Below are 25,608 nucleotides of genomic sequence, written 5' to 3'. Positions count from 1 at the left end.
AAGTGAGGACAGCGTCGAAGACGCTCCCTCCGGTCGCCGGCCACCTTGTCGAGATCCATACGCCGGCCGCGTCGCTCTTCACGCACTCCATACGCCGGATCCGGAAGGCCGTATGGGATGGTCCCGCCCCCAGGGAGCCGCCCGGCCGGCCGCGGACGGCATACCGGTTCCTCCTCGACCCGGTTCCGGGTCCGCTGCGCCCAAGGCGTGAAGAGCCGCACTTCACAGTAGGTCGGCGGCGGTCCGCGTATGGGCCGCGTCAAGGGTTCGCGTCTGTCCGTATGGAGGTCATCAAGACCTCTTAACGCGGGGTGCAGCTCACGGTTTGCTCGATCTCGGCCACTCCGGCCGATTCCATTTCATCACTTCATCAGGAGCTCACGATGGCCGATCTGGCCTTCGTCGTCACCACGGTCGCGGTCTTCGCGCTGGTGGCTCTCATCGCCCGAGGGGTGGCCAAGCTGTGACCGTCGAGAACATCGTCGGCCTCGTCGTGGCCGTCTCCCTGCTGGGCTACCTCGTCCTCGCCCTCCTGTACCCGGAGAGGTTCTGAGCCGACATGAGTCCCCAGATCGCCGGCGTCCTCCAGCTCCTCGCACTGATCGCCGCCCTGGCCCTGGCCTACCGCCCGCTGGGCGATTACATGGCCCGCGTCTACTCCTCCGAGAGGCACTACCGCCCGGAGAAGTGGATCTACAAGGCCATCGGCGCCAACCCGTCCGCGGAGATGCGCTGGCCCGCCTACCTGCGCGGCGTCCTCGCCTTCTCCGCGGTCAGCGTCCTCTTCCTCTACGCCCTGCAGCGCCTCCAGGGCGTCCTGCCCGGCTCGCTCGGCTTCCAGTCGATCGACCCGGACCAGGCCTTCAACACCGCCGCCTCCTTCGTGGCCAACACGAACTGGCAGTCGTACTACGGCGAACAGGCCATGGGCCACGTCGTACAGACCGGCGGCCTCGCGGTGCAGAACTTCGTCTCGGCCGCAGTCGGCATGGCCGTCGCCGTCGCCCTCGTACGGGGCTTCGCCCGCTCCCGCACCGGTGAACTCGGCAACTTCTGGGCCGACCTGGTCCGCGGTACCGTACGCGTCCTGCTGCCCATCGCGGTCATCGGAGCGATCGTCCTCGTCGCCTGCGGCGCGATCCAGAACTTCGCCGGGATCCACGAGGTGGGTCGGTTCATGGGCGGTACGCAGCAGTGGAACGGCGGGGCCGTGGCCTCGCAGGAGGTCATCAAGGAACTCGGCACGAACGGCGGCGGCTACTTCAACGCCAACTCCGCCCACCCCTTCGAGAACCCCACGCCGTTCTCCAACCTGTTCGAGATCTTCCTGATCCTCGTCATCCCCTTCGCGATGACCCGCACGTTCGGCCGCATGGTCGGGAACCTGCGTCAGGGCTACGCGATCCTCGCGACGATGGCGACGATCTGGATCGGTTTCACCGCGCTGATGATGTGGACCGAGTTCGCCCACCACGGCCCGGCGCTCCAGGCGGCGGGCGGTGCGATGGAGGGCAAGGAGAGCCGCTTCGGCGTCGGCGCCTCCGCGATCTTCTCGGTCGCCACCACGCTGACCTCGACGGGTGCGGTCAACTCCTTCCACTCCTCCTACACCGGTCTCGGCGGCGGCATCCAACTGCTGGGCATGCAGCTCGGCGAGATCGCGCCCGGCGGTGTCGGTTCCGGTCTCTACGGCATGCTGATCATGGCGATCATCGCGGTGTTCATCGCCGGCCTGATGGTCGGCCGGACGCCCGAGTACCTCGGCAAGAAGATCGGTACCCGCCAGATCAAGTTCGCTGCCTGCTACATCCTCATCACCCCGGCCCTCGTCCTCGGCTTCACGGCAGCGGCGATGGCGCTGCCCACTCCGCCCCACTCGATGCTCAACTCCGGGGCGCACGGCTTCTCCGAAGTGCTGTACGCCTACACCTCGGGCGCCAACAACAACGGTTCCGCGTTCGCGGGTCTGAACGCCGACACCCAGTGGTTCAACTCGACCATCGGCATCGCGATGCTGCTCGGCCGCTTCCTGCCCATGGTGTTCGTCCTCGCGCTGGCCGGCTCGCTCGCCGAGCAGAAGCCCGTCCCCGAGACCGCGGGCACCCTGCGTACCGACAAGCCGCTCTACACGGGCCTGCTCGTCGGCACGATCCTCATCGTCACCGGTCTGACCTACTTCCCCGCCCTGGCGCTGGGACCGCTCGCCGAAGGGCTCGCATCATGAGCACCGCCACTCCGACCCGTGCTCCGCACGAGGATCTGTCCACCGGCCACAAGCCGCCTGCCGGCCGTGTCGGCGGGGGTCTGTTCGACCCCGGGCAACTGCTGAAGTCCTTCCCTGACGCGGTGAGGAAGCTCGACCCCCGCGTCATGATCAAGTCTCCGGTCATGTTCGTGGTCCTGATCGGCTCGGTCGTGACGACCGTCCTCGCGTGTCTGGACCCGACGGACTGGTTCGGCTGGGCCATCACCGCCTGGCTGTGGCTCACCACGATCTTCGCCAACCTCGCCGAGGCCGTGGCCGAGGGCCGTGGCAAGGCGCAGGCGGACACCCTGCGCAAGGCGAAGACCGACTCCGTCGCCCGCCGCCTGACCAAGGGCGGCACGGGCGAGGAACGGGTGCCCGGCACCGATCTGCGCATCGGCGACCTGGTGGTCTGCGAGGCCGGCGACACCATCCCCGGCGACGGTGACGTCGTCGAGGGCGTCGCCTCGGTCGACGAGTCGGCGATCACGGGCGAGTCCGCCCCGGTCATCCGGGAGTCCGGCGGTGACCGCTCGGCCGTGACCGGCGGCACCAAGGTCCTCTCCGACCGGATCGTCGTCAAGATCACGACCAAGCCCGGCGAGACCTTCATCGACCGGATGATCGCGCTCGTGGAAGGCGCCGCACGGCAGAAGACGCCGAACGAGATCGCGCTGAACATCCTCCTGGCCTCCCTCACGATCGTCTTCCTGCTCGCCGTCGTCACGCTCCAGCCGTTCGCGATCTACGCGGGAGCCGAGCAGTCGATGATCGTGCTGACCGCGCTGCTGGTCTGCCTCATCCCCACCACCATCGGCGCCCTGCTGTCCGCCATCGGCATCGCCGGCATGGACCGCCTGGTCCAGCGCAACGTGCTCGCCATGTCGGGGCGTGCGGTCGAAGCGGCGGGCGATGTCTCGACGCTCCTGCTCGACAAGACCGGCACCATCACCCTCGGCAACCGCCAGGCCTCCGAGTTCGTACCCGTCAAGGGCACCACCGAGGCCGAACTGGCCGACGCCGCCCAGCTGTCCTCGCTCTCCGACGAGACCCCCGAGGGCCGTTCCATCGTCGTCCTGGCGAAGGAGAAGTACGGGCTGCGCGAGCGCCACCAGGGCGAGCTCGCAGACGCCGAGTGGATCGCCTTCACCGCCCAGACCCGTATGTCGGGCGTGGACGTCGACGGCCGCAAGGTCCGCAAGGGCGCCACGGGGTCGGTCATCGCCTGGGTGAACGAGCGAGGCGGCGGCGTCGCCGACGACGCGCAGGCGCTCACCGACTCGATCTCGCAGGCCGGCGGCACCCCTCTGCTCGTCGCCGTCGAGGACACGGACGGTGCCCGCGTCCTCGGGGTCATCCACCTCAAGGACGTCGTCAAGGAAGGCATGCGCGAGCGGTTCGACGAGCTGCGCCGCATGGGCATCAAGACCGTCATGATCACCGGCGACAACCCGCTGACGGCCAAGGCGATCGCGGAGGAGGCGGGGGTCGACGACTTCCTCGCCGAGGCCACTCCCGAGGACAAGATGGCCCTCATCAAGCGGGAGCAGGCCGGCGGCAAGCTCGTCGCGATGACCGGCGACGGTACGAACGACGCCCCCGCGCTCGCGCAGGCCGACGTCGGTGTCGCGATGAACACGGGCACGTCGGCCGCCAAGGAGGCCGGCAACATGGTCGACCTCGACTCCAACCCGACCAAGCTCATCGAGATCGTCGAGATCGGCAAGCAGCTCCTCATCACCCGAGGCGCTCTCACGACCTTCTCCATCGCCAACGACGTGGCGAAGTACTTCGCGATCATCCCGGCCATGTTCGCGGTGGTCTACCCGGGCCTGGACAAGCTCAACATCATGGGCCTGTCCTCGCCCGAATCGGCGATCCTGTCCGCGGTCGTCTTCAACGCCCTGATCATCATCGCGCTCGTCCCGCTCGCCCTCAAGGGCGTCCAGTACAAGCCGACCAGCGCCGACAAGATGCTCCGCCGCAACCTGGGGCTGTACGGCGTGGGCGGCCTGATCGCCCCGTTCATCGGCATCAAGCTCATCGACCTCCTCATCTCCCTCATCCCCGGAATCGGCTGATCGGTCATGAACAACTCTGTAGGCAACACCACGCGGTTGATTGGGGCGGGCCTGCGAGCCCTGCTCGTCCTGACGGTGATCTGCGGGGTCATCTACCCGCTGGCCGTCACCGGCATCGCCCAAGCCCTCTTCAACGACAAGGCCAACGGCTCCGAGATCAAGGACAAGAGCGGGCAGGTCGTCGGCTCCTCCCTCATCGGGCAGACCTACAACCTCCCGAAGCAGAATCCAGACGACGCCGAAGAGGCCGCGAAGCCGGACCTGAAGTGGTTCCAGCCCCGCCCCTCCAACGGCATCGGCAGCAACTCGGTCAACACCCAGTACTCGCTGATCCTCTCCGGCGCCACCAACCGCTCCGCGGACAACGGGGCCGTGAACGGCAAGTGCACCAAGGACGCCGAGGAAGGCACCCTCTGCGCGCAGGTCGTCGCCGCCAAGGAGGCGGTCATCGCGGACAACTCCACCGCCTCCTACAAGGTCAAGCCCGAGGACGTGCCGGCCGACGCCGTCACCTCCTCCGGCTCGGGCCTGGACCCGGACATCTCTCCGGAGTACGCCAAGCTCCAGGTGCACCGGATCGCCGAGCAGAACAAGCTAGACGTCAAGCAGGTCGAGAAGCTCGTCGCGGACCACACCACCGGCCGGACCCTCGGCTTCATGGGCGAACCCCGCGTCAACGTCCTCGAACTCAACACCGCCCTCAAGGCACTGACCACGGGCTGATGTCCTCCGTTGCACGGACCGGGAGCCGGCAGGGCGCGGAATGCTCGCGCCCTGCCGACTCCTTACCGTCCTGCTGTTCTCGACACGAAGGAAAGGCTGCACACCGATGACCCGGGTGCTGGTGGTGGAGGACGACCCTCAGCTCGTCCGCGCACTCAAGATCAATCTCCAGGCGCGCAAGTTCGAGGTCGAAGAGGCTCCGGACGGCGGCTCGGCCCTGCGGCTCGCGGCCGCGCGCAGACCGGACGTCATCGTGCTGGACCTCGGGCTGCCCGACATGGACGGCGTCGACGTGATCAGAGGTGTCCGCGGCTGGAGCCGCGTGCCCATCCTGGTGCTGTCCGCCCGCCACACCTCGGAAGACAAGATCCGGGCCCTGGACTCGGGCGCCGACGACTACGTGACGAAACCGTTCAGCATGAACGAACTCCTGGCACGGCTGCGGGCCGCCGCCCGCAGACACGAGCCGGCTCCCACATCCCGGGCGGACCAGGTGGACATCGTCACGACCGCCGGTTTCACGGTCGACCTGGTCGCGAAGAAGGTGCACCGGGGCGAACGCACGGTACGGCTGACCCCGACCGAGTGGCACCTGCTGGAAATCCTCATCACCCACCCGGGCCGCCTGATCACCCAGAGCCGACTGCTGCTGGAGGTCTGGGGTCCCAGCTACGGCGAGAACACCAACTACCTGCGCGTCTACATGGCCCAGCTCCGCCGCAAACTGGAGGCGGACCCCTCGCACCCCCGGTACCTGATCACCGAACCGGGCATGGGCTACCGCTTCGAACCCTGATCGCCCACCCGACCGCCACGCCGTCAAAACCGTCGGACCGTCGGACCGTCGGACCGTCGATAGAGAAGCCCCGGCTCGCGCAACGCCAAGCGGTGGCAGGGACCCCGACGTCCACATCGGCACCCCACGACGGGGCCGCCAAGGGCCGCAGCCGCGGCCCGCCGGTCACCGAGAGATCAGGGCGGGCTCCGTCGCTCAGGTCAGGCGGACGCCACGAAGCGAGCCAGATCCGCCGCCGCGCCCCTCGGCAGGTCCGTCACTGCGGCCTCGGGCAAGGCCTCGATGGCAACCCTGAGCTGCGCCGCGAGCTCCGGCAGAGCAACCCACGCCGAAGCCGGCGCGTTCACCGTCACGACGAGCAGGTCGCCCTCGTGGAAGTAGGCGTCCAGCAGCGGCTCGTCCAACAGCAGCTGAACCGCGAGCGGCAGTGCGTACGGCAGCCCCACCCGCTGCGAGATCAACGTGCGCAGATCCGCCGGCTGCAGCTTGCCCAACGGTACGCGCCGCAGCGCATGCACCTTCCTGACCAGGTGGGTCGCGTCTCCAGCCGGGTCTGCCCAGCGGGGCGGGTCCAATTCGTCGAGGGTGCGGTCGAGATGCAGGAGGTGGTCCATGCGCACCACACCAGGCCGCCCCTTGGCCTGGTCGCCCGGGCGGACCTGCCCGGACAGGGGGCCGGTGTTGCCGCCGTACCTCCTTCGGCCTGTCGCTGTCATGCCTCGGCGCGCCGGGCCCAGAACAGGACGTGACCGCTGTCGCCCTCGGGTACGAACTCCTCGTGGACCACGTCGAAGCCGGCTTGCACGAGCCATGCGCGGTTCGTGCCGGCGTCGGCGTGACTCCACCACATCGCGGCCCCGCCGCCGAGCCAGTTCTCATCGGTCCCGGTCCAGGCCCGATGCCCGGTGGTGCTCAGGAACCAGCCGCCGGGCCGCAGCCAGGAAGCGATCCGCTCCAGCAGGGCGGGCTGTTCCTCCACCGGGACATGGATGAGGGCGTACAGGCAGACGACGGCGTCGAAACTGCCCCGGGGGAGCCCCAAGGTCGTGGCATCGGCCCGGATGAAGTCGGCGTCGGGCACGAGCTCCCTGGCCCGGCGGATCTGGACCTCGCTGATGTCGACGCCCGTCACGCGGTGACCCGCCGCGACCAGGGACCGGGCCACGGGAACCCCGGTGCCGCACCCGACGTCCAAGACGGTGCCTGTATCGGGGAGCCGACGGAGCAACTCCTCGATCCACGAACCGTATTTCGTCTCGCTGCCAAATACCCGCCCGTAGTGGTCCGACAGCACGTCATACCCGCGCCGGACCATTTCCTTTGGATCGTCAACGTTCACGCGCGCACGCTACGGCGCACCTGTCGGGACCGCGACCGCTTTTCACTCCGGTCCCGTGGCCGACCGTCCGCCCGAAGGGAGCCGTGCCCACTTCGTGTTGGATCCGCTTAGTGGCCGGGGCGGGATTCGAACCCGCGACCTCTGGGTTATGAGCCCAGCGAGCTGCCGACCTGCTCCACCCGGCGACCTCCACCGTAAGACGGCGGAGCGTGCGCGTGCGAGCGAATATCCGGGCCCCTGGTGGGCCCTGCCCCTCTACCCGGCCGGCAGCGTCTTCGCCCCGGTGGCTGTCGTACTCCTCTTCGCCGGCGCACTCTCCTGGGGCCTGCCTCCACGTGCACGCCCGCGTTGATGCGCACGGCCGGGCGGCAGTTCTGCGGCTTCCGGCCAAGGACGACGGACCCCACCTCAGAAGCATGCTCGCGATCGGGCAGCCGACACCGGACCGACACCCGTGCACGAACTCATGGGGCCGGGAGGGGTGGTACTGGCACCACCCCGGATACGGGCAGTGGGGGGATCGTCCGGTGGGTCGGGTTCTCGGAGGATCGGGGTGTACCGAATCGTTCCGACCGGGGGGAACCACCCACATGCACCTGTTCAAGAAGCCCGCGCGGTGGGCCACGGCCGCCGCGTGCGGGCTGCTCGCCCTCGCCGCCCTGCCCGCGTCGCCGGCGAGCGCCGCCGTGGCGAAGGGCGGTGCGCCGGCCGTGCCCGCGCGGTACGCGCAGCAGCGCCTCGACTGGCAGCCGTGCCAGTCCGGTGCGCTGGAGTGCGCCTCCATGACGGTGCCGCGCGACTGGTACCACCCCGGCACCGGGGCGGACCTGACCGTCGCGGTCTCCCGGCACCGGGCCGCGGACCCCGCCGCGCGGCGGGGCGTGCTGATGATGGCGGCCGGCGGGCCGGGCGCCTCGGGGCTGGGCCGGCCGGCGGGGCTGTCGGCGTACTCGCCCAAGCTGGCGGCCGCGTACGACGTCGTCGGCTTCGACCAGCGAGGGGTCGGGGCCAGCACCCAGGTGGTCTGTTCCGACCAGGAAGCGGTGGACGCCCTGTTCACCAGCGGCGACCTGCGCGACCGCTCGCCGCGGGCCGTGGACGCCACCGTGGACCGGGCGCGGAACTTCGTACGGGACTGCGAGCGGCGGTCGGGCGATCTTCTCCCGTACATCACCACCGACCAGGCCGTGCACGACATGGACCTGTTCAGGGCGCTGCTCGGCGAGTCGAAGGTGTCCTACTACGGTCCCTCGTACGCCACCTTCCTCGGCGCCTACTACGCGACCGAGTTCCCGAGCCGGGTCGACCGGGTGGTGCTCGACAGCAACATCGGGTTCACGGGCAGTTGGCAGCAGTTCCTGACGGGCCAGCCGATGAGCTTCCAACGCCGGTTCGAACAGGACTTCCTGCCCTGGCTCGCCGCGAACGACGCGACGTACCACCGGGGCCGGACCCCCGAGGAGGCCAAGGCCTCGTACGAGCGGCTGCGGAGCGCGCTGGGCGAGCGTCCGCTGGACCTGGAGGGGACGACGGTCACCTCCAACCACCTCGATGCCGCCGCCACTTCCATCATCTACAGCGGCGACCGCTTCCCCGACCTGGCGATGCTGCTCGATGTCCTGGAGCACCCTCAGGCGGCTCCGCCGGCCGCCCGCAAGGCCCTGGCCGAGAAGCTGAAGCACCCGCTGGGGGCGCAGTTCGCGGCGGACTTCTTCTCCGTCATCTGCCAGGACACCCCGTGGAACCACGACAGCGCCTACTGGGTCCGCCGGAGCGCGGCCGACGGCGCCGCGTACCCGATGGCCGGTGCCCGTGAGCTGACCTTCGCCTCGGTCTGCGCCGCCTGGCCCCGCTCCCAGGCGCCCCGGGTGCGGGTCACCGGGCGGGGGCTGCCGCCGATCCTGATGCTCAACTCGCGCCACGACCCCGCCACTTACTACGAGGGCGCACTGCGGGCCCACCGGGAGACGGCCGGCTCGCGACTGATCACCGTCGGCGGCGGCGACCACGGCGTCTACCAGTCGCACAACGCCTGCGTGGACGCGTACGTCGAGGGCTTCCTCGTCGACGGCCGAATGCCGACCGAGGACGCCTCGTGCGAGGGCCGGCCACTGCCCGACCCGACCGCCGGCCGGTAGGTCGTCTTCTTCGGACCTCGCCGGTCAAGTCCCCGGATCGTCCGGTGCGAGACCCAGACGATCACCGGAGCCGCCCTCTGCGCATCCACCACGGCCGCCTACCCCTTCGTCACTTGATGGCGGTGTCGCCGAGGGCCTCCAGTACGTGGCGGAGGCCCTCGGCCGTCTTGTCGACCACGTCGCGGTCGACGTCGGCGAGCAGCTCCGCGTAGTTCGCCAGATGGTCGGCGAAGGCGGCCCTCGTGACCTCGTGCCCGTGTTCGGTGAGGCGGATCTTGATGGTGCGCCGGTCGTCGCCGTCGCGCACGCGCTCGACCAGCCCCTTGGCCTCCATCTTGTCGATGCGGTTGGTGATCGCACCGGAGGTCACCATGGACGCTTTGAGGAACGCGCCGGCGGTGAGGGTGTAGGGCGGCCCGGAGCGCTGCAGCGTAGTGAGCACGTCGAACTCGCCGTGCTCCACGCCGTGGGCCGCCGCCGCGGCCTTGGCGGACTTGTCGATCACCCGGGCCAGCCGCTGGATCCGCCCGAAGAGCTGAACGGGCCAGAGGTCCTCCGCCACGTCGGGCCGTTCCTTCACCCACTGGCCGATGATCGCGTCCACGGCATCGCTCATGACCGTCACTCCCCTCAATGGACATCTTCTCAACGTTAAGACACTTGACGTTGAGAGAGTCGACCGCTTTGATTGTCTCAACGTTGAGATTATCAAGGCTGAACGACAGGAGCACCCGTGTCCACCACGTACGAGCTCGCTCTCCACCCCGCCGCCCAGGACCTCCTCTTCCGCGAGGCCCGGACCGCGAACACCTTCACGGTGTGCAGAAGGAGTTCCCGGACGACGATCACGCGCCGCTGACGGTCGTGGACATCGGCCGGCTCCGAGCCGCCACTCCCCCTCCGCGCAGCCGCCCTCATCACCCGGAGACCGCCATGCCCCCGCTCACCCGAAGCCTCCCGCGCCAACCCCGCGTTGCCGCGCCCTCCGCTCCGACCTCGCCCGGACTCGTCCCTTCCGCGTGGCTGGCGCTGCTGGCCGCCCCGGTCGCCGCGAGCGCCAACAGCCCGGTCCTGATCCTGCCCGACATGGCCGACTCGCTCGGTATCCGTACCGCCACGGCGACTTGGCTCGTCACGGTCTTCGCCTGGGCCATGGCCGTCGGCACCCCGCTGATGGCAGGCCTGCTGCGCCGGCGCGGTCTGCGTACCACGCTCCGGCTGAGCGCCGTCCTGATCGCGGCCGGTACCGCCGTCGTCGCCGTTGCGCCCTGGCTGCCGCTGGCCATGACGGGTCGGGCGGCCCAGGCGGTGGGCGGCGCGGGCCTGGTCACCTCGGCGATGAGCCTGGCGGGTTCGGTCCGACGCATGGGCGTCATCACGGCGGGCTTCGGGACACTGGGCGCGGTCGGACCGCTGCTCGGCTCGGCGATCGCGGACGCGGCTTCCTGGCGGGTCTCCCTCGCCGTCGGAGCGGTCGCCCTCCTGGCCCTGCCGGCGGTCGTGCGCCGCGCCGACCTGTCCGCACCCGCGCGGACCACCCCCTTCGACGGCCGCGGCGCCACCCTGCTCGTCCTGACGTCGACGGCTCTGGTGCTCATCCCCCGCTACCCGCTCCCGGCGCTGGCGGCCTCGCTGCTCACCTCCGTACTGCTGGCCCTGCACATACGGTCCAACCCCACCGGCTTCGTCCCGGCGACGCTGCTGCGCACGCGGACCTTCGTCCTCTCCGCCCTGCTCGCCTGCGCCTTCGCCACCTCGTACTTCACGCTGCTGTTCACCATCCCTCAGCTGCTGCGCGACCGTACCGACTGGTCGACCTCCACGATCGGCGCCGGCCAGCTGGTCGCCCTCCTCGCGGGCTCCGTGCTCTCCATGGTCCTGGCCGCGGCCTCGGCCCGACTGGGTCGCCCGCGCGTCCTGACGATCCTGCTCACGGTCGGAGCGCTGGCCCCGCTCACCGCCGTACTGAGCCCCTGGGCGCCGCTGCTCCTCCCGGTCGCGACCCTGGCCGTGTTCACGACGAGCGCGGGCCAGGCAACCCTCGCCGTGTACGCCACCCAGGCCGCACCCGCCGCTCAACGCCCCACGGCAATCGGCCTGTTCAGCCTCTGCTACCAGCTGGGCGGCGCCTTCGGCCCCGCGATCGCGGCCCTGATCACGCTCGGCGCAGGGTGATTCCCATCCGGGGGGCACGCGCCGCCCGCCGGACCCACACCACCGTACGACGAGAGGACCCTGGCCCGGTGCCAGGGTCCTCTCGCCGTTCGCGTGCCGTGTCAGTGGCTGCCGGCGAGTTCGCCGGTGAGCCTGCCGTGGAGATCGGCGCTCGGGTCGTTCAGCCCGGTGATCTCGACGGTCTTGCCGCGTTGGGCGTACTTCGCCTCGATCGCGTCCAGCGCGGCAGATCCAGCCAACGTGCGCGACCTGCTGGACGCCGGCGCCGCCCTCGACGCCCACGAACGCGAAGCCCTGCTGGACCGCGTACGGATCTACCGGGAAGCCGCCACCGAACAGGTGGAGAAGCTGCGGGTCCATCTGACCCGCGCCGAGGACTTCGCCGCCACCCTGAGTGCCCGCCTGGAGCAGAACGCCCCCGCCGCCCCTGCCACCCCCGCCTGAAGAGAGTCGCGGCGGGGCAGTCGGGGCCTGGTCAGATCGTGACCGGGCCCTTGGCAGTGGCGAACTCGACCGCGACCAGGCCCGGTTCCTCGTCCTCGACCCAGGTGACGTCGATCTGGTCGAGGGGGTGGTCGGCCGGTTCGCCGAGGAATTCGGCGATGGAGGCGGCGTCGCCGGCGATGGAGACCCCGTGGATGGTGGTGGAGGTGCGCGGGTCGGCGCTGGGGCGCTCCTCCATGGGGACCGACCACTGGAGGAAGTAGGGCAGTTGCGGGTCCTCCATCAGTTCCAGCAGGCCGATCTGCTTCCACCTCAGGTCGAACCCGTCGGGGCGGACCCTGTGGCCCTCGGACGAGGTCCGGCCGAGGCGGGCCTCGACCGGGGCGATGTCGTCGACGGAGACCACCCACCCGAGCCAGCCGCCGCCCTCGGCGGCGCGGCGCGCGACCGCCTGGCCGAAGGGTGCTCGGTCGGCAGCCGGGTGGTCGAGCGTCGTGACGACCTCGACGTAGGTGCCGCCGCTCAGCGGGAGGATGAAGTTGCGGGTGCCGAATCGTGGGTGCACACCCCCGTCCACGAACCCGGCACCGAGGGCCGATCCGATCCACTGGACAGTGGATACGAAGCTGTCGCGGGCCACCGCATAGGACACGTGATCAAGTCGCACCGCGCCATCATCACCCGACGACCCGTAACGATCCCGACGCCACGCCCGCCGCCCCGGCCGAGTCCATCGTGGATTCAGCCGTGGAGCGGGCCGTCAGGCGCGATCACGCGACCGGCTGTGCGCTACCGCTCCCGCGCGGCGGGGGTTCGGGGGCGGGCTCTTCCACCCGGGCTTCGGACTCCTGCCGGGTGCGCGGGCGGTAGCGGGAGACGGCCACTCCGGCGAGGCAGAGGAGACCACCCAGCAAGGTGAGCCAGACCGGCGTTTCGCCGAGGAGTACCCAGCTCAGCAGGACGACGATGGCCGGCACCGCGTACGTGGTGGCGCCGAGCTTCCCGGCCGGCATCCGCGCGAGGGCGTACGTCCAGGTGGTGAAGGCGAGGGCGGTCGGGACCACGCCCAGGTAGACCATGTTCAGCGTCGCGGACAGCGGAGCCCTCGGGACCTCGGCCACGAGCTGCCCGGCGAACGGCAGGCAGGCCACGGTCCCGGCGAAGCAGCTGTAGGCGGTGACCTGGAGCGGCGTCGCGAAGGAGAGTGCGGGCTTCTGCGCGACGACGCCCGTCGCGTACGCCGCCGCCGCGATCAGGCACAGCGCCACCCCGAGCAGCGGGGTCGAACCGTTGCCGCCGGACGACATCGACAGGCCGACGACCACGGCGCCGGTGAAGGAGACCGCCATGCCCGTCAGCAGCCGCGGCGGCAGGGCCTCGCCGAGCAGGCGGGCGGCGAGGAGTGCCATCAGGATCGGACCGGTGTTCACGAGCAGGGACGCGGTGCCCGCGTCGACGAGGCGTTCGCCCCAGTTCAGCGCGACCGTGTAGCCGGCGAACCAGACGAGGCCGGACAGCAGGATGCCCCGGCGGGCCCCGCGCGGCGGCAGGCCCTCGCGGCGCACGAGGAGGAGCACACCGAGGACCAACGAGGCTGCGAGCAGCCTGCCGAGGGCGAGGGCCCCCGGCGAGTAGGCGGCTCCGGCGCTGCGGATGGACACGAAGGCGGACGCCCAGGCGAAGACCGTGCAGCAGACGGCGGCGGCCGTGAGAAGGCCTGGCGGGAGAGCGCGCGGGTGGGCGTTCGAGTGGGCGTGCGGGTGGGTCTTCATGTCCGCCGAGCCTACACCTAACACTTCGGTGAGTGCCGAAGTATTTTTGCCACCTTCCCGAGGGGCACCGGGCCTTCGGATCGCCCGCTAGCCCCACGCCCGCGGCGTGAGTCCCAACAGCTCGTCGAAGGCCTCCTCCCCCGCACCCGTCACCAGCAGCCCCCGGCCGCCCCCCTCCGGGCGCACCACCCATGCCTCGGACAGGGCCCGCGCACACAGCCGTGCCCCGACGAGGCCGCCCAGGTGGCGGCGGCGCTCGGTCCAGTCCAGACAGGAGCTCGCCAGTGGCCGGCGGCCCACGCCCGTCACGTCGACGCCCGCGCGGCGGCACCAGTCGATGCCGGCTTCGGTCAGCTCGAACACGCCCTCCGTGCGCAACAGGCCCCGGCCTTCCATCGCGTCCGTCACCGCCATGCCGAGCCGCCCCGCGAAGTGGTCGTAGCAGGTGCGGGCCCGCGCCAGCGGGTCGGGCGCGGCGACCACCGGCACCGCGTGTGCCGCGTCGCGGCCCGGGACGGCGTAGGAGGCCAGTTCGTCCACCAGGCGGGCCGTGGCGGCGTCGGCGATGCGCACGTAGCTGTGCCGCCCCTGCCGCTCCGTCACGCAGATCCCCGCGTCCAGGAGCCTGGCCAGGTGCCCGCTGACGGTGGAGGGGGCGACACCGGTGATCCGGGCCAGCTCGCCCGCGGTCCAGGCGCGCCCCTCCAGCAAGGTCATGCAGATCGCGGCCCGGGTCTCGTCGGCGAGGGCGGCGGCGAGAGCGGCGAGCCGTGCAGCCGGGGCTGAGGCTGGGTCCGGGGCTGAGGCCGGGGAATCCGCCGGTTCGGGAGCGAGTGCGTGGTCCATGACTCCAGAATGCCCGATCGTTTCGGTATAGGACGAATGATGGGGCGTGCCGTCTCAAAGAACGCGTCCGACCGCATCCCTCGTGCCGAGCCCGTCCGGCCGGCGATCTCCACCCCCGGTTCCACCCGTGGGTCCAGGTGCCGCGAGCCGCGTCACAGCAGTCTTGAGGGCATGACAGCAACCGAGTGGATCACCGACGCAGCCCTCATCCTGGTCGTCTTCCGGCAACTGCGGGAAGGCCGTCTCGACCGCAAGACCTTCCTCCTGCCGCTGATCATCGTGGCCTTCGTGGCGCACTCGTACCTGGATACCGTCCCCACCGACGGCAACGACCTCGTCCTGATCGCCGCGTTGATGGCCGTCGGCGCCGCGCTCGGCATCAGTGGCGGCATCTACACCCGGATCCGCGCCCTCGACGGGCACCTCCTGATCAAGGCGGGTGCGGTGTCGGCGGTCCTGTGGGTCGTGGGCATGGGAGCGCGGATGGGCTTCCAGGTGTGGGTCGAGCACGCCGGCGGCGCCGACGACGTGGCCCGGTTCAGCCTCGCGCACCACATCACCGGCGAGCAGGCGTGGGTCGCGGCCTTCGTCCTGATGGCGCTGACCGAGGTCGTGACGCGGGTGGCGACCATCTACGTACGCAGCCGGACGGTCAAGGCACTCCGCCCGGTGGCCGTCCTCGACCGTACGGCCTGATCGTGCAGTATGTTCGGCGCGTGCCCGCCGACCAGAGCGCCCCGCCCCCCAGCACGGACACCGGCCGGGAGGCGGGACCGCGCCCCGTTCCCGGCCAGGACCCACGGGTGCAGTGGGTGGCGAGCCTCGCGGTCGTCGTCGTGGGCGCCCTGACGATCCGGCCCATGGGCTTCAGCGGCCAGGGACTGGCCGTGGCCGTCCTCTTCGTGGTCAACGCCGCCGCGCTGCTGGCCAGGCGCCTGCCCGAGCACAGGGTCTCCCCGCGACTCGCGCTGATCTGGCTCGCCCTCGGCGTCGTCGCGGCAGCCGCCCTGATCGGTGTCAGCAGCAGCGGAACGGCTTACCTCTTCGCCTTCTTCCTCTCCGGTCACATCGGATACCGGCTGGAGACCAGGCCGGCCCTCGTGCTCGCGGGGCTCTGCAGTCTCCTGTGCGGCGCGGTCCTGTACTTCCGCCTCGGACCGGGGCACGAGGCGCTGCCGTGGGCGTTCGGGCTCCTGACCGGCCTGCCGGTCGTGATGGGCATCGTCAACCGCACCCAGCACCGGGCCGTACGGGCGGCCCTCGAGGCGGCGGAGTCGGCCGAACGCGCCGCCCGGGCCGAGGCCCGTACCGCCGTGCTGACCGAACGGAGCCGGATCGCCCGGGACGTTCACGACGTGCTGGCGCACTCGCTCGCCGGGATCAACATGCAGCTGGAACTGGCGGACGCGCTGATCGACACCGGCGACCTGGAGAAGGTCCGCGAGGCCCACGACAAGGCCCACGGGCTGGTCAAGGAGAGTCTGAGGCAGGCGCAGTGGACCGTGTACGCGCTGCGTGAGGACGGGCTGCCCCTGGTGGAGAGCCTTTCCGCGATGCTGGAGTCCTCGGGCCACCGCGACGCCCTCACCGTCACCGGGACGGTACGCGAAGTGCCGGCCCGGGCGACCCAGAACCTGCTGCGGATCGCCCAGGAGGCCCTCACCAACGCGGCCCGGTACGCTCCCGGCGGGCCGGTGGAGGTGGAGTTGACGTACGCCTCGGCCTCGATCACGTTGAGCGTCCGCAACGGCCCCGCCACGCGTGAGGTGAACGCGGGCGCGGGTAGTGGGATGGGACTGATCGGCATGCGTGAACGGGTCGCCCTGCTGGGCGGAACGGTCACCGCGGGCCCGGTCACCGAAGGACGGCACCGCAACGGCTGGCACGTGGAGGCAGTGATCCCGACATGAGTGAACCCGCTGAACAACAGCAGCAGTTGAGGGTGGTCGTCGCCGACGACCAGGCGGCAGTCCGGGAGCCACTCGCGGCGGTTCTCGCCCTGGCCGAGGACATCGACGTCGTCGCAGCCGCCTCGAACGGCCACGAGGTGCTGGAGGCGGTCGCCGCCGGGCCGGTGGACGTGGTGCTGATGGACCTGAGAATGCCCGTGATGGACGGGATCGAGACCACCCGGCGGCTGGCCGAGCGGTACCCGGAGGTGGCGGTGGTCGTCCTGACCACGTTCGCCGACGACGACTCCATCCTGGGCGCGCTGGGCGCCGGAGCGCGTGGATACCTGACGAAGAACGCCGGACGCCGCGACATCACCCGCGCGATCCGGGCAGCGGCGGCCGGCCAGTCCGTACTGGACCGCGCCGTCCAGGACCGTCTGCTCGCCACGGCACGGGCGGCCTCAGGGGCCAAGTCAGCCGCGTCGCCGGGGCGGGACCTGCCCGCGGACCTCACGCCGCGGGAACGCGAGGTACTCGCGCTCATCGGCCTCGGGCTGCCCAACAGGGGCATCGCCGAGAAGTTGTTCATCAGCGAGGCCACGGTGAAGACCCACATCAACAACCTGTTCGCCAAGGCGGACATCCGAGACCGGTCGGACGCCGTCCGCCGCGCCATCGAAGCGGGCCTCGCCTGACACGCCCTCCCCCAGCCCTCGGGAGCCGGCGGGCGCCGTACCGCCGGGTCGTTCGTCCGCACGGGCCGTAAAGCCGTGGACAACCCCCTGACCGGCGGGCGAGCATCTGCACGATGCACAGCGAACCTCTCTCCATCCCCCGCCGCGTCCGTTTCGTCGAGCTCGGCGAGAAGGCGCTGCGGGCGCTCGCCGACGGCGACCTCGCCGGCGGCAGCACCGAGGCCGGGGTCGCCCTCGACGAGCACTTCGTCGGCGACCGGGCCCGCTGGATCTTCGGCTATCGCGCCGCCCAGCTGGCCGAGGACCCGTCCGCCGCCCCCTGGATCACGCGGGCCGCCGTGTCCGAGCCGGCCGGGGTCGTCGTCGGCGACGCCGGGTTCCACGGACCGCCCGACGAGGCCGGCATGGTCGAGGTCGGCTTCACCGTCGTTCCCGCGTACCGCCGCCAGGGCTACGCCCGTGCCATGCTGACGGCCCTGCTCGTCAGGGCCGCCGCCGAACCCGAAGTCCGGACCGTGCGGGCCAGGATCAGCCCTGACAACACCACCTCCCTGGCCACCATCGCGGGCTTCGGCTTCACACGCGTCGGCGAGGAGGGCGACGAACACGACGGGCGCTTCATCGTCTTCGAGGTCCCGACGGACGCGATTCGGGCCGGGCGGCAACGCACGGCCCAGGACTTGTAGGTGGCGGGACCACCGGCGGATGATCGACGGGAGCCCAAGGCGGGTGCCTACTTCCCGGTGCCGCTCATCGGGACCGATACCGCGGGTGTGCCGGGATCGTTGCTGGTGAGGCGGAAGACCGCCGTGGCGATCCCGGCCGTGGTGGGCTGGAAGCGCACGGTGACGTCCTGCTCCTGACCCGGCTGCAGGGTGAACGGGAAGCCGGGTCCCCCACCGGTGAGGGCGAACGCCGGGCTGCCCGATGCCCGCGCGAAGCCGGTCACGGCCAGCGGCGTCGATCCCGCGTTGAACACCTTGGCCACCAGGTTGGCCGAGGTGTTCAACGCCACCTTCCCGAACGCGAGGTTGGAGACGACCGCCGCCCGGGGACCCACTGTGGTGACCAGCTCGAAGACGCTGCGACCGTTGGTGCCGACGCGCAGCAACGACGGCGTGCGCGACCAGTCGAGGGCGAGCGACACACAACTCGCCGTGGGCAGCCCTACACCGAGCACGCGCCAGGTCTCACCGTCGTCGATGGAGAACAGCACGCCGGTCTGGTTGCCGCAGATCAGTGTCGGCGGCACGACGGGCACACTGTGGTCGGTCCACGCCGTCCCGTCGGCGGAGGTGAGCACGGTGCCGAAGTCGCCGACGGCGATGAACTGCGAGCCCGTCCAGAGGATCGCGCTGAGCCGGTAGGCCGATCCCGTCGGCTGCAGCGTCCAGGTGACCCCGTCCGTCGAGGTGACGACCTTGCCGGAGTTGACCGCGCCGACGAAGCGCGCGCCGGACCACGCCACCCCGGTGATCTGGTCGGTGGTCGGCGACACGCGCGCCGTCCAGGTGCTGCCGTCCGGCGAGGTCAGGATGGTGCCGGTGCCGGTCGCCACGTACTGCGTGCCCGACCAGGTGACGGAATTGAGGTTGTCCGTCGTCGGGGTCGCGTGCGCGGTCCAGGTGAGGCCGTCAGGCGAGGTGACCACGGTGCCGGAATACCCGACCGCGACGAACACGCCGTTGCCCCAGGTGATGTCGAGCAGCGCCTGAGCGGCCGCGTCGTGGACCGAGATCCAGCTGACGCCGTCGGTCGATCGGTAGACCGTGCCGTACGACGCCGAGGTGACCACCAGCACCGCGCCGGACCAGGCCACGCCCTGCAGTGCCTCCGAGGACGGTCCCGCCTTGCGCGTGGTCCACACGATCCCGTCCGGCGAGGTGAGGATGGCCCCGCCCAGGCCGACCGCGACGAACTGGGAGCCCGTCCACACCACGTCGGCCAGCGTGTTGTAGGCGTCCGAGACCCGCGCCGTCCAGGTTTGTCCGTCGGGTGACGTCAGGACCGTCCCGAACAGGCCGACGGCGACGATCACGCTTCCGGACGTGGCGATGCCGCTCAGGCCGTTGCTGGAGCCCGGGTCCATGGCGACGCTGTAGACGGGCAGGTCGGGCAGGTTGGTGGTCGGGCTGCCGTCGGTTCCACTGGCGTCGACCCAGGTCAAACCGTTGTTGGTGGTCAGGTAGACGTGCCGGCTGCGGTTGGGCGGCGCGATCCCCGAAACGCCCCAGTAGCCCGCCATCACGCGCTGCGGGCTGAAGGGGTCGACCGCGATGCCGGTGACGCCGAGTCCCGGCAAACCGGTCGAGTACGAATTCCACGTCGACCCGGCGCCCATCAGCGCGTTGTCGGTCCGCCACATCGAGCCGTCGGTCAGACCCACCCACACGCCGGCGCCACCGCTCCCGCCAACGGGCGCGATGCTGAGGACACCGGCGGGGAAGGTGTGGATGCTGGTGAAGCTTGCGCCCTGGTCGGTGCTCTGCAACAACTGCGGGCCCCAGTCGCCCAGCGACCCGCCGGCGGCGTAGACCCGGCTGCCGTCGTCGGGATCGACGGCGATGGCGTTGACACCGGGCGTGATGCCCGCCGCGCTGGTCCACGTGGCGCCGCCGTCGGTGCTGTGCTGGTAGTAGTGGTTGACGGTGGCGTGGACGGAGAGCGGGGCGAAGGGGTCCACGGCCACCCAGCCGCCGTCGCCGCCGAGTCGGTGGCTCCAGTCGTCGCCGGGCATGCCGGGTGCGCGCTGCGCGGTGCCGTTGTCCTGCGAACCGACGTAGCCGTAGCCGTTGTTCACCGCCGAGTGCCGGCCGATGTCGAGACAGCCCATGCCGACGAGGATGGTGGAGACGCCCTCGTTGAGGTTGGTCCAGGTGCTGCCTCCGTCGCCGCTGACCGCGGTGCCGCCGTCGGTGCCGACGTACATTCGGGTGGGCGCGGCGCCCCAGTGGGACTGGGGGCTGAAGGTGATGGCGTGATGGTCGACGTGCACCTTGCCCCCGGTCACTGATCCCGGGGCGAAGCTGTCGCCGCCGTCGGCGGACAGGTGAAGCTCCAGGAAGCCCAGGTAGACCCGCCTGGCGTCCTGCGGGTCGACGCCGATGGTCTGGTCGAAGCCGAACTGTGCCCCGGTGGCCGCTGCCGCCGCGGCAGCGGGCTTGAGCTTCCAGTTCTTGCCGTCGTTGGTCGATTTGAACAGCCCCACCCAGGCGCTGCCGGTCGACGCCGTGGCGTACATGGTGTGGTCGGCGGGCTTCGTCGACTGCGCCATGGTGACGGTGAGGTAGGTACCGGCGGCCGGCGCACCCGGGTTGGCGAACAGGTTGTTGGGGAAGGTGGCGCCGGAGTCCGTGGACTCGAAGATGCCCTGCCCTCGCATGCACGCGTACACCGTGGTCGGCTTCGTGGTGTGGAGGTGCAGGTCCGTCACCAAGCCACCCAGGACGGGCGCGTTGTTGTCGTAGGCGCCCAGGTTGTTGCCGAAGTTCGCGCCGTCGTTGACGGAGCGGTACACCCCGTGGATGAAGGTGCCCACCAGGACCACTCCGGGGGCGGGGAGGACGATGCGCACCACCATCTGGCCGAGCATGGCGGCGCCGCCGATCGTGCTCCACGTCTCGCCGCCGTCGACCGATCGGAACAGCGACGGGCCGGGCGCGAAGGTGCCGCCCGCGTACACGATGTCCGGGTTGACGGGGTCGAGGGCCACCGCGCCCATCTGGGTCCACGGCAGGCGGTCGGTCTTCGGCGCCCAGGTGGCGCCGCTGTCGAGGCTCTTCCAGATGCCCCCGAGGGTGGCGGCGTAGAGGGTCTTGTCGCTGCTGCCGCGCGGGTCGACGGCTATGTCGTACACGCGACCCGCCACCGGGGCGGGCCCTCCTCCCAGGGGCTGCCGCATGGGCGCCGGCCCCACCTGCCGCCATTGGGCCGCGACCAACGGAGCACTGCCGGCGACCCCACCGCCGAAGCCCGCGATGCGCAGCTGCATGGCATCGCGCTCCAGTCCCTCGACCTGCCGCAACGCCTCCAACCAGGCTTCACGGTCGAACTTTCCGTCCGCCCGCGCCCGCGCCAGCCGGCGCGCCTCGTGCAGGTGCGCCCTGATCGCGATCTCGATGGCCGCATGCTGAGTCATGGCCGGCCCTCCGCCCCGCTCGCCCGGACCCTGCGCCACTCACCTCGCGCCAGCAGGGAGAACACAACGGTGGCGCACAGGGCGACGGCAACGATCGTCCACTCCATGGCCCCGCTGTGCTGATCGGGGTCGACCCCGAACACGCCCTCGATCCAGTCGGGCCAGACCAGGGTGAAGAGGAACAGGCAGCCGCTGATGGCGGCTGCGACCGTCTCGAACCAACCTCGTGTGCGCAGACGTGACTTCATGTCGTGCCCTTTGACGTACGGGCAAGCCGCGCGAGCGTCCCGGGCCCTCAGCGGGGCGCGGGGACGTCGTGCACTGTCTGGCTCTGATGTCACCTTCAGTAAGCTTCGCTGCCGGGGATCTGTCAAACGCACCCGGTGCAGAGTCCCGTCGATCACCTGCCCGTGGTCCCGTCACCTGCCACGACGCCGTTCGGCGGTCAGGTCCAAGTGCCGAGCATGCCCTCCTGGTAGGCGGCTTCGTAGGCGTCGTCGCCGAGCAGGGCTCGGGCGCGGCGCTCGGATTCGGCTCGCAGGGGCGCGAGTTCCGGCGTACCGCGCTGGGGATGGCCGACGGATTGCCAGAGCGTGTGGCCCGCCCCCGAGGTACGGGCTGCCTGTACGGGATCACCGTCGGCAGCGTGGGCGGCGGCGAGGAGGTCCAGGCCTAGGGCGGTGCCGAAGCTGTCGCCGAGGCGGTGTTTGGCGGCGAGCATGGACCGGGCGTGCCGGGCCGCGGAGGCGGGCCGGTCCTCGATCAGGGAGATGAGGGAGAGCTGGTAGTCGGCGTAGGAACGGGTCCAGTACTCGCCGAGTGCGACGCAGCCCTCGCGCAGTTCCTCGGCCGCGGCACGGGCCTCGTGGCGGAGCCCCGTCGCGGTGAGGGCGAAGGTCCGGGCGAGGTGGCAGCGCAGCCTGGCGGCGGAGTCGAAGGGCGTGCCCGGCAGACCGTCGAGGACGTTGTCGGTGACGATGCGCGCGGCGAGCGGCCGGCCTGCCATGAGGTGGCTGATTCCGAGCAGGTACGCGGCGTCCAGTCGCCTGTCCCGGTCGTCGTGTCCGTCCCCGGGAGCCATCGCGAAGGCCTGGCAGGCGAGGGCGATCCGGTGGGCGTGCTCGTGTTCGCCGCGCAGGAGGAGGACCACGCCCAGCGCCCAACGGGGCCTCGCGATGTCGGTGCCATCCGGCCTGGGGCTGTTCAGGGCGCGCTGGAGGTAGGTCTGCGCTTCGTGCAGGCGCCCGCAGCAGCTCCAGAAGAACGCGACCCGGGCGGCCATGTCCAGGGCCTGGGCGGGCTCGGTACGGAGCTGGAAGTCCAGGGCCGCGCAGAGGTCCCGGTGCCGGGCCCGGAGCCGCTGGTACCAGCTGCCCTGGTCGGACGAGAGCCATCCCTGGTCGGCCTGTCGGACCAGGTGGTGGAAGTGGGCGGCATGGCGTCGGCGGATGCCGTCGCGCTGCCCGAGCCGGCCGAGCCACATGCCGCCGTACTCCCGGACGGTGTCGAGCACGGTGTGCTCCTGACCTGCCTTCCGCACGACCGACTTGGCCACCAGCGCGTCCAGCGCTGCCGTGACCCCTGCCGCCGGCAGCGCCTCGTCGGAACAGACCGCCCGCGCGTCGGCCTCGTCGAACGGGCCGGCGAAGACCGACAGTCGCGCCCACAGGAGCCGCTCGGCCGGCTCGCACAGTTCGTGGCTCCAGCCGATCGTGGTGCGCAGGCTCTGGTGCCGACGGGGATCGCGAGGGGTGTCCGAGGCGAGGGGGTCGATGTGTCGGCGTAGCCGGGCCGCCAGGTCCTGGGGTGCGTGGAGTGTCAGCTGCGCGGCGGCGAGTTCCAGCGTCAGGGGGATGCCCTGGAGGTGTCGGCAGATGTCTCGCGCGACCTCCAGGAGTGCCGGCGGCCGGTTTCGCGGCAGCCATGCCGCGGCCACTGCGGCGCGGCTGAGGAACAGCTCCAGGGCTTCCTCGGACCTGAGCGGCGGCAGTTCGACGACGTGTTCACCGGGGACGCCCAGGGGCTCGCGGCTGGTGGCCAGTACCGACAGCCCCGGCGAGGCGGTCAGCAGCTGGGCGGCCAGAGCCCGCACTTCGGGCACCAGATGCTCACAGGAGTCGAGGACGAGCAGCGGGCCGCGGTGGGCCAGCCACGCGCACAGGGCCTCCGTCGGCTCGCGTGAGGTGTGGTCGGCGAGACCGCACGCGGCCGCGACGGCGTCGACCAGCCCGGACGCGTCCGGTAGTCGCGACAGCTCCACCCACACGAACGCGCGACCGGGGTCGGCCTGTTCCAGCAGGTGGCGGGCGGAGCGGCTCTTGCCCACGCCGCCCGGTCCGACGACCGTGACCACACGGCTGCCCGCCAGCGCGGTGCGCAGGGCGGCCAGCTCACGGCCACGCCCCACGAACACAGCGGCCACCCCGGGCACCCCGGACTCACGTCGATCTCCGCGCACGCGAGGAATTCTTGCCCACGGCACGCACCCGGCAGTGCCCACCTCGGCGCGTACGAGGGCGCCGTACGACATCGATGCCCGCCGGCCGGCACGCTCCGTCAACGGCCGCGGCTCCGCCGCCACGGGACGGTGATCTTCACGGCAGTCTCCTGCATTCCACCCGAACGACGGACGGGCCCGTCCGCGCCCACCCCTCACCCACCCGGCCGAGGGAACGCCCGCCCCGAGTCGCGCGAGCCCGACCGGACACGGACGACGACGGGCACGGACCGGGGCCTGGCGGTGCCAGGGGGCGCTCGTAGCCGCTCACCGCTCCGCCGGCCCCCTGAGTACGGCCGACCCCACCACCTGCGCGTAGTCTGCGGCCATGACCGACGACCGAATGAATGTCCAGGAGACCCTCACCACGCTCCTGGCCGGCAACGAGCGCTTCGTTGCCGGTGCGCCTGAGCACCCGAACCAGGACGCCGCCCGCCGCACCGAGATCGCCCCGGCGCAGACACCGTTCGCCGTCCTGTTCGGATGCTCCGACTCCCGCCTCGCCGCCGAGATCATCTTCGACCGTGGGCTGGGCGACCTGTTCGTGGTGCGGACGGCGGGCCACGTCGTGGGTACCGAGGTGCTCGGCAGCATCGAGTACGGCGTCAGCGTCCTGGGCTGCCCGCTCGTCGTCGTCCTGGGCCACGACGCGTGCGGCGCGGTCGCGGCCACCCGTGCCGCCGTGGAGGACGGAGCCACCGCGGGAGGCTTCGTGCGGGACGTGATCGAGCGTGTCACGCCGAGCGTGCTGGCGGCCCGGGCGGCCGGCCACACCGAGGACAGCGACTTCATCGCCGAGCACATACGCCACACCGTCGATCTGCTGCTGGACCGCTCCCGACTGCTCGCCGATCGTGTCGCGGCGGGTGAGGCCGCTGTCGTGGGCCTGGCCTACCGCCTCGCGGACGGCACCGCCCAGCTGGTCACCGCCCGCGGGCTGGACGTCCCGACCGCCACCGCGAAGTGACTGCCCCGGGCAGGCCGGCCGAGGCCGACCTGCCCGGTCCTTTCAGCCTTCGTGGAGGTCGGGTACGACGTCACGCAGTCGTTCGGCGCTGATCGCGCCGGCGCGCAGCAGCCGGGGGGCCGGCCCGGTCAGGTCCACGATCGACGAGGGCACGTCCGCCGCCGTCGGTCCGGCGTCCAGGTAGACCGCCACCGCCTTCCCGAGCATGTCCTGGGCGGCATCACAGTCCTGCGGCGAGGGCTTGCCCGTCAGGTTGGCGCTGGAGACGGCCAGCGGCCCGGTCTCCGTGAGCAGGGCGAGGGCCACCGGATGGTCGGGCATCCGCACCGCGACCGTGCCGTTCGTCTCGCCCAGGTCCCATCCGAGGTCCGACCGGTGACGGACGACGAGGGTCAGCCCGCCCGGCCAGAACTCGCTCATCAGTTCCCGGGCGCCCTGCGGCAGCTCGTCGACCAGGTCGTCCAGGGCCGGCGGGGAGCCGATCAGCACGGGTGAGGGCATGGCCCGGCCACGCCCCTTCGCGTCCAGGAGGCCCGCTACGGCCAGTGGCGCGAAGGCGTCCGCACCGATCCCGTACACCGTGTCGGTCGGCAGCACGACCAGCTCGCCGCGGCGAACCGCCGCCGCGGCCTCCGGCAGCCCCTCGGCCCATTCCGACTCGTTCGAACAGTCAAAACGACGCGACACAACGCTCACCCTCCGCGGGGGCTCTCGTCCCCCGCCTGTCGATCCACTCCGGCAGGCGGCCGAGATCGGTCCGCCCCGCCACCAGTTTCCTCCGGCCCCGGGCCCCACCCGAACCCGCACCCGCGTCCGGCCTGGGGAAGGCCTCGGGGCGGCCTCAGGACGGCTGCGCGCAC

25 protein-coding genes, 1 tRNA gene and 1 pseudogene are annotated in these 25,608 nt (G+C 71.2%); 15 read left to right on the top strand and 12 right to left on the bottom strand.

All coding sequences use genetic code 11. The features are described 5' to 3' along the window. Nucleotides 1–311: 311 nt before the first annotated feature. From ACFYYJ_RS08140 to ACFYYJ_RS08115, 6 genes are all read left to right on the top strand, one after another. A complete protein-coding gene (locus ACFYYJ_RS08140; protein WP_385129301.1) occupies nt 312–467 on the top strand; it encodes a hypothetical protein in 156 nt (51 codons plus the stop codon). After that, nucleotides 464–553 carry a K(+)-transporting ATPase subunit F gene (gene kdpF, locus ACFYYJ_RS08135; RefSeq protein ID WP_069744080.1) on the top strand — a complete coding sequence of 30 codons (90 nt, stop codon included), beginning with the start codon at nt 464–466 and terminating at the stop codon, nt 551–553. The genes ACFYYJ_RS08140 and kdpF overlap by 4 nt, the downstream gene beginning before the upstream one ends. Nucleotides 554–559: 6 nt before the next feature. Further along, complete coding sequence (kdpA, locus tag ACFYYJ_RS08130) at nt 560–2,224, top strand: potassium-transporting ATPase subunit KdpA (RefSeq protein WP_389129771.1); 1,665 nt, start codon at nt 560–562, stop codon at nt 2,222–2,224. Next, complete coding sequence (gene kdpB, locus ACFYYJ_RS08125; RefSeq protein WP_389129769.1) at nt 2,221–4,326, top strand: potassium-transporting ATPase subunit KdpB; 2,106 nt, start codon at nt 2,221–2,223, stop codon at nt 4,324–4,326. The genes kdpA and kdpB overlap by 4 nt, the downstream gene beginning before the upstream one ends. 6 nt (nt 4,327–4,332) lie before the next feature. Then, the gene (locus ACFYYJ_RS08120; RefSeq protein ID WP_389129767.1) at nt 4,333–5,049 is read left to right on the top strand and encodes a potassium-transporting ATPase subunit C; all 717 of its coding nucleotides are present in this window, start codon (nt 4,333–4,335) and stop codon (nt 5,047–5,049) included. A gap of 106 nt (nt 5,050–5,155) precedes the next feature. Continuing rightward, on the top strand, nt 5,156–5,845 hold the full coding sequence (locus ACFYYJ_RS08115) for a response regulator (RefSeq protein ID WP_389129764.1): 690 nt from the start codon (nt 5,156–5,158) through the stop codon (nt 5,843–5,845). Nucleotides 5,846–6,045: 200 nt separating this feature from the next. Here the strand turns inward: ACFYYJ_RS08115 and ACFYYJ_RS08110 are convergent, their stop codons facing one another. The 3 genes from ACFYYJ_RS08110 to ACFYYJ_RS08100 form a co-directional block, all read right to left on the bottom strand. Further along, entirely contained in the window at nt 6,046–6,459 is a 414-nt protein-coding gene (locus ACFYYJ_RS08110; RefSeq protein ID WP_389129762.1) for a contact-dependent growth inhibition system immunity protein, read from the bottom strand. Between the two features lie 98 nt (nt 6,460–6,557). Continuing rightward, nucleotides 6,558–7,184 (bottom strand): class I SAM-dependent methyltransferase, encoded by a 627-nt coding sequence (locus ACFYYJ_RS08105; protein WP_389129759.1) that lies wholly within the window; start codon nt 7,182–7,184, stop codon nt 6,558–6,560. Between the two features lie 111 nt (nt 7,185–7,295). Next, nucleotides 7,296–7,369 (bottom strand) — tRNA-Met (locus ACFYYJ_RS08100). Between the two features lie 405 nt (nt 7,370–7,774). On the opposite strand from ACFYYJ_RS08100, the gene ACFYYJ_RS08095 reads away from it, so the two are divergent. Then, complete coding sequence (locus ACFYYJ_RS08095; RefSeq protein ID WP_389129756.1) at nt 7,775–9,322, top strand: alpha/beta hydrolase; 1,548 nt, start codon at nt 7,775–7,777, stop codon at nt 9,320–9,322. Nucleotides 9,323–9,431: 109 nt separating this feature from the next. On the opposite strand, the gene ACFYYJ_RS08090 is transcribed toward ACFYYJ_RS08095, so the two are convergent. After that, entirely contained in the window at nt 9,432–9,938 is a 507-nt protein-coding gene (locus tag ACFYYJ_RS08090; protein WP_385125043.1) for a MarR family winged helix-turn-helix transcriptional regulator, read from the bottom strand. Nucleotides 9,939–10,055: 117 nt separating this feature from the next. On the opposite strand from ACFYYJ_RS08090, the gene ACFYYJ_RS08085 reads away from it, so the two are divergent. Continuing rightward, entirely contained in the window at nt 10,056–10,181 is a 126-nt protein-coding gene (locus tag ACFYYJ_RS08085) for a hypothetical protein (RefSeq protein ID WP_385125058.1), read from the top strand. Nucleotides 10,182–10,255: 74 nt separating this feature from the next. Further along, nucleotides 10,256–11,497 carry an MFS transporter gene (locus ACFYYJ_RS08080; RefSeq protein WP_389129753.1) on the top strand — a complete coding sequence of 414 codons (1,242 nt, stop codon included), beginning with the start codon at nt 10,256–10,258 and terminating at the stop codon, nt 11,495–11,497. A 101-nt stretch (nt 11,498–11,598) separates the two neighbouring features. Here ACFYYJ_RS08080 and ACFYYJ_RS08075 read toward each other — a convergent pair whose 3' ends face one another. Beyond that, the gene (locus ACFYYJ_RS08075; RefSeq protein WP_389130533.1) at nt 11,599–11,736 is read right to left on the bottom strand and encodes a hypothetical protein; all 138 of its coding nucleotides are present in this window, start codon (nt 11,734–11,736) and stop codon (nt 11,599–11,601) included. A gap of 7 nt (nt 11,737–11,743) precedes the next feature. Here ACFYYJ_RS08075 and ACFYYJ_RS08070 point away from each other — a divergent pair. Continuing rightward, nucleotides 11,744–11,941 (top strand): annotated as a pseudogene (locus ACFYYJ_RS08070) (MerR family transcriptional regulator); the annotation flags it as partial. Between the two features lie 31 nt (nt 11,942–11,972). Here ACFYYJ_RS08070 and ACFYYJ_RS08065 read toward each other — a convergent pair. The 3 genes from ACFYYJ_RS08065 to ACFYYJ_RS08055 all read right to left on the bottom strand — a co-directional run bounded on the left by ACFYYJ_RS08065 (nt 11,973) and on the right by ACFYYJ_RS08055 (nt 14,559). Beyond that, on the bottom strand, nt 11,973–12,608 hold the full coding sequence (locus ACFYYJ_RS08065) for a VOC family protein (RefSeq protein ID WP_385125040.1): 636 nt from the start codon (nt 12,606–12,608) through the stop codon (nt 11,973–11,975). A gap of 103 nt (nt 12,609–12,711) precedes the next feature. Then, nucleotides 12,712–13,713, bottom strand: a complete 1,002-nt coding sequence (locus ACFYYJ_RS08060) for a DMT family transporter (RefSeq protein ID WP_385125038.1) — start codon at nt 13,711–13,713, stop codon at nt 12,712–12,714. An 87-nt stretch (nt 13,714–13,800) separates the two neighbouring features. Continuing rightward, nucleotides 13,801–14,559, bottom strand: coding sequence for an ArsR/SmtB family transcription factor (locus tag ACFYYJ_RS08055; RefSeq protein ID WP_389129750.1), 759 nt, complete (start codon nt 14,557–14,559; stop codon nt 13,801–13,803). A 171-nt stretch (nt 14,560–14,730) separates the two neighbouring features. Between ACFYYJ_RS08055 and ACFYYJ_RS08050 the strand changes: the two genes are divergently transcribed. The 4 genes from ACFYYJ_RS08050 (at nt 14,731) to ACFYYJ_RS08035 (ending at nt 17,832) form a co-directional block, all read left to right on the top strand. Continuing rightward, on the top strand, nt 14,731–15,255 hold the full coding sequence (locus ACFYYJ_RS08050; protein ID WP_389129747.1) for a hypothetical protein: 525 nt from the start codon (nt 14,731–14,733) through the stop codon (nt 15,253–15,255). Between the two features lie 164 nt (nt 15,256–15,419). Further along, nucleotides 15,420–16,469 (top strand): sensor histidine kinase, encoded by a 1,050-nt coding sequence (locus ACFYYJ_RS08045; RefSeq protein ID WP_389130495.1) that lies wholly within the window; start codon nt 15,420–15,422, stop codon nt 16,467–16,469. Beyond that, complete coding sequence (locus ACFYYJ_RS08040; RefSeq protein ID WP_389129744.1) at nt 16,466–17,146, top strand: response regulator; 681 nt, start codon at nt 16,466–16,468, stop codon at nt 17,144–17,146. The genes ACFYYJ_RS08045 and ACFYYJ_RS08040 overlap by 4 nt, the downstream gene beginning before the upstream one ends. Nucleotides 17,147–17,259: 113 nt before the next feature. Then, nucleotides 17,260–17,832 carry a GNAT family N-acetyltransferase gene (locus ACFYYJ_RS08035; RefSeq protein WP_389129741.1) on the top strand — a complete coding sequence of 191 codons (573 nt, stop codon included), beginning with the start codon at nt 17,260–17,262 and terminating at the stop codon, nt 17,830–17,832. Nucleotides 17,833–17,879: 47 nt separating this feature from the next. Here the strand turns inward: ACFYYJ_RS08035 and ACFYYJ_RS08030 are convergent, their stop codons facing one another. From ACFYYJ_RS08030 to ACFYYJ_RS08020, 3 genes are all read right to left on the bottom strand, one after another. After that, nucleotides 17,880–21,284 (bottom strand): choice-of-anchor D domain-containing protein, encoded by a 3,405-nt coding sequence (locus ACFYYJ_RS08030; protein WP_389129738.1) that lies wholly within the window; start codon nt 21,282–21,284, stop codon nt 17,880–17,882. After that, nucleotides 21,281–21,532: an ABC transporter permease gene (locus ACFYYJ_RS08025; protein WP_385125028.1), complete on the bottom strand. Its 252-nt coding sequence runs from the start codon at nt 21,530–21,532 to the stop codon at nt 21,281–21,283. The genes ACFYYJ_RS08030 and ACFYYJ_RS08025 overlap by 4 nt, the downstream gene beginning before the upstream one ends. 197 nt (nt 21,533–21,729) lie before the next feature. Continuing rightward, entirely contained in the window at nt 21,730–23,706 is a 1,977-nt protein-coding gene (locus ACFYYJ_RS08020; protein WP_389129735.1) for an ATP-binding protein, read from the bottom strand. A 403-nt stretch (nt 23,707–24,109) separates the two neighbouring features. Between ACFYYJ_RS08020 and ACFYYJ_RS08015 the strand changes: the two genes are divergently transcribed. After that, entirely contained in the window at nt 24,110–24,748 is a 639-nt protein-coding gene (locus tag ACFYYJ_RS08015) for a carbonic anhydrase (RefSeq protein ID WP_385125024.1), read from the top strand. A gap of 42 nt (nt 24,749–24,790) precedes the next feature. Here ACFYYJ_RS08015 and ACFYYJ_RS08010 read toward each other — a convergent pair whose 3' ends face one another. Further along, complete coding sequence (locus ACFYYJ_RS08010) at nt 24,791–25,435, bottom strand: L-threonylcarbamoyladenylate synthase (protein WP_389129732.1); 645 nt, start codon at nt 25,433–25,435, stop codon at nt 24,791–24,793. Between the last annotated feature and the right edge of the window lie 173 nt (nt 25,436–25,608).

This window comes from Streptomyces sp. NPDC002467, assembly GCF_042889825.1.
In the GTDB taxonomy this organism is placed as follows: domain Bacteria; phylum Actinomycetota; class Actinomycetes; order Streptomycetales; family Streptomycetaceae; genus Streptomyces.
The sequence above is the reverse complement of the archived record's forward strand: the minus strand, read 5'-3'. Positions and strand labels throughout refer to the sequence as shown.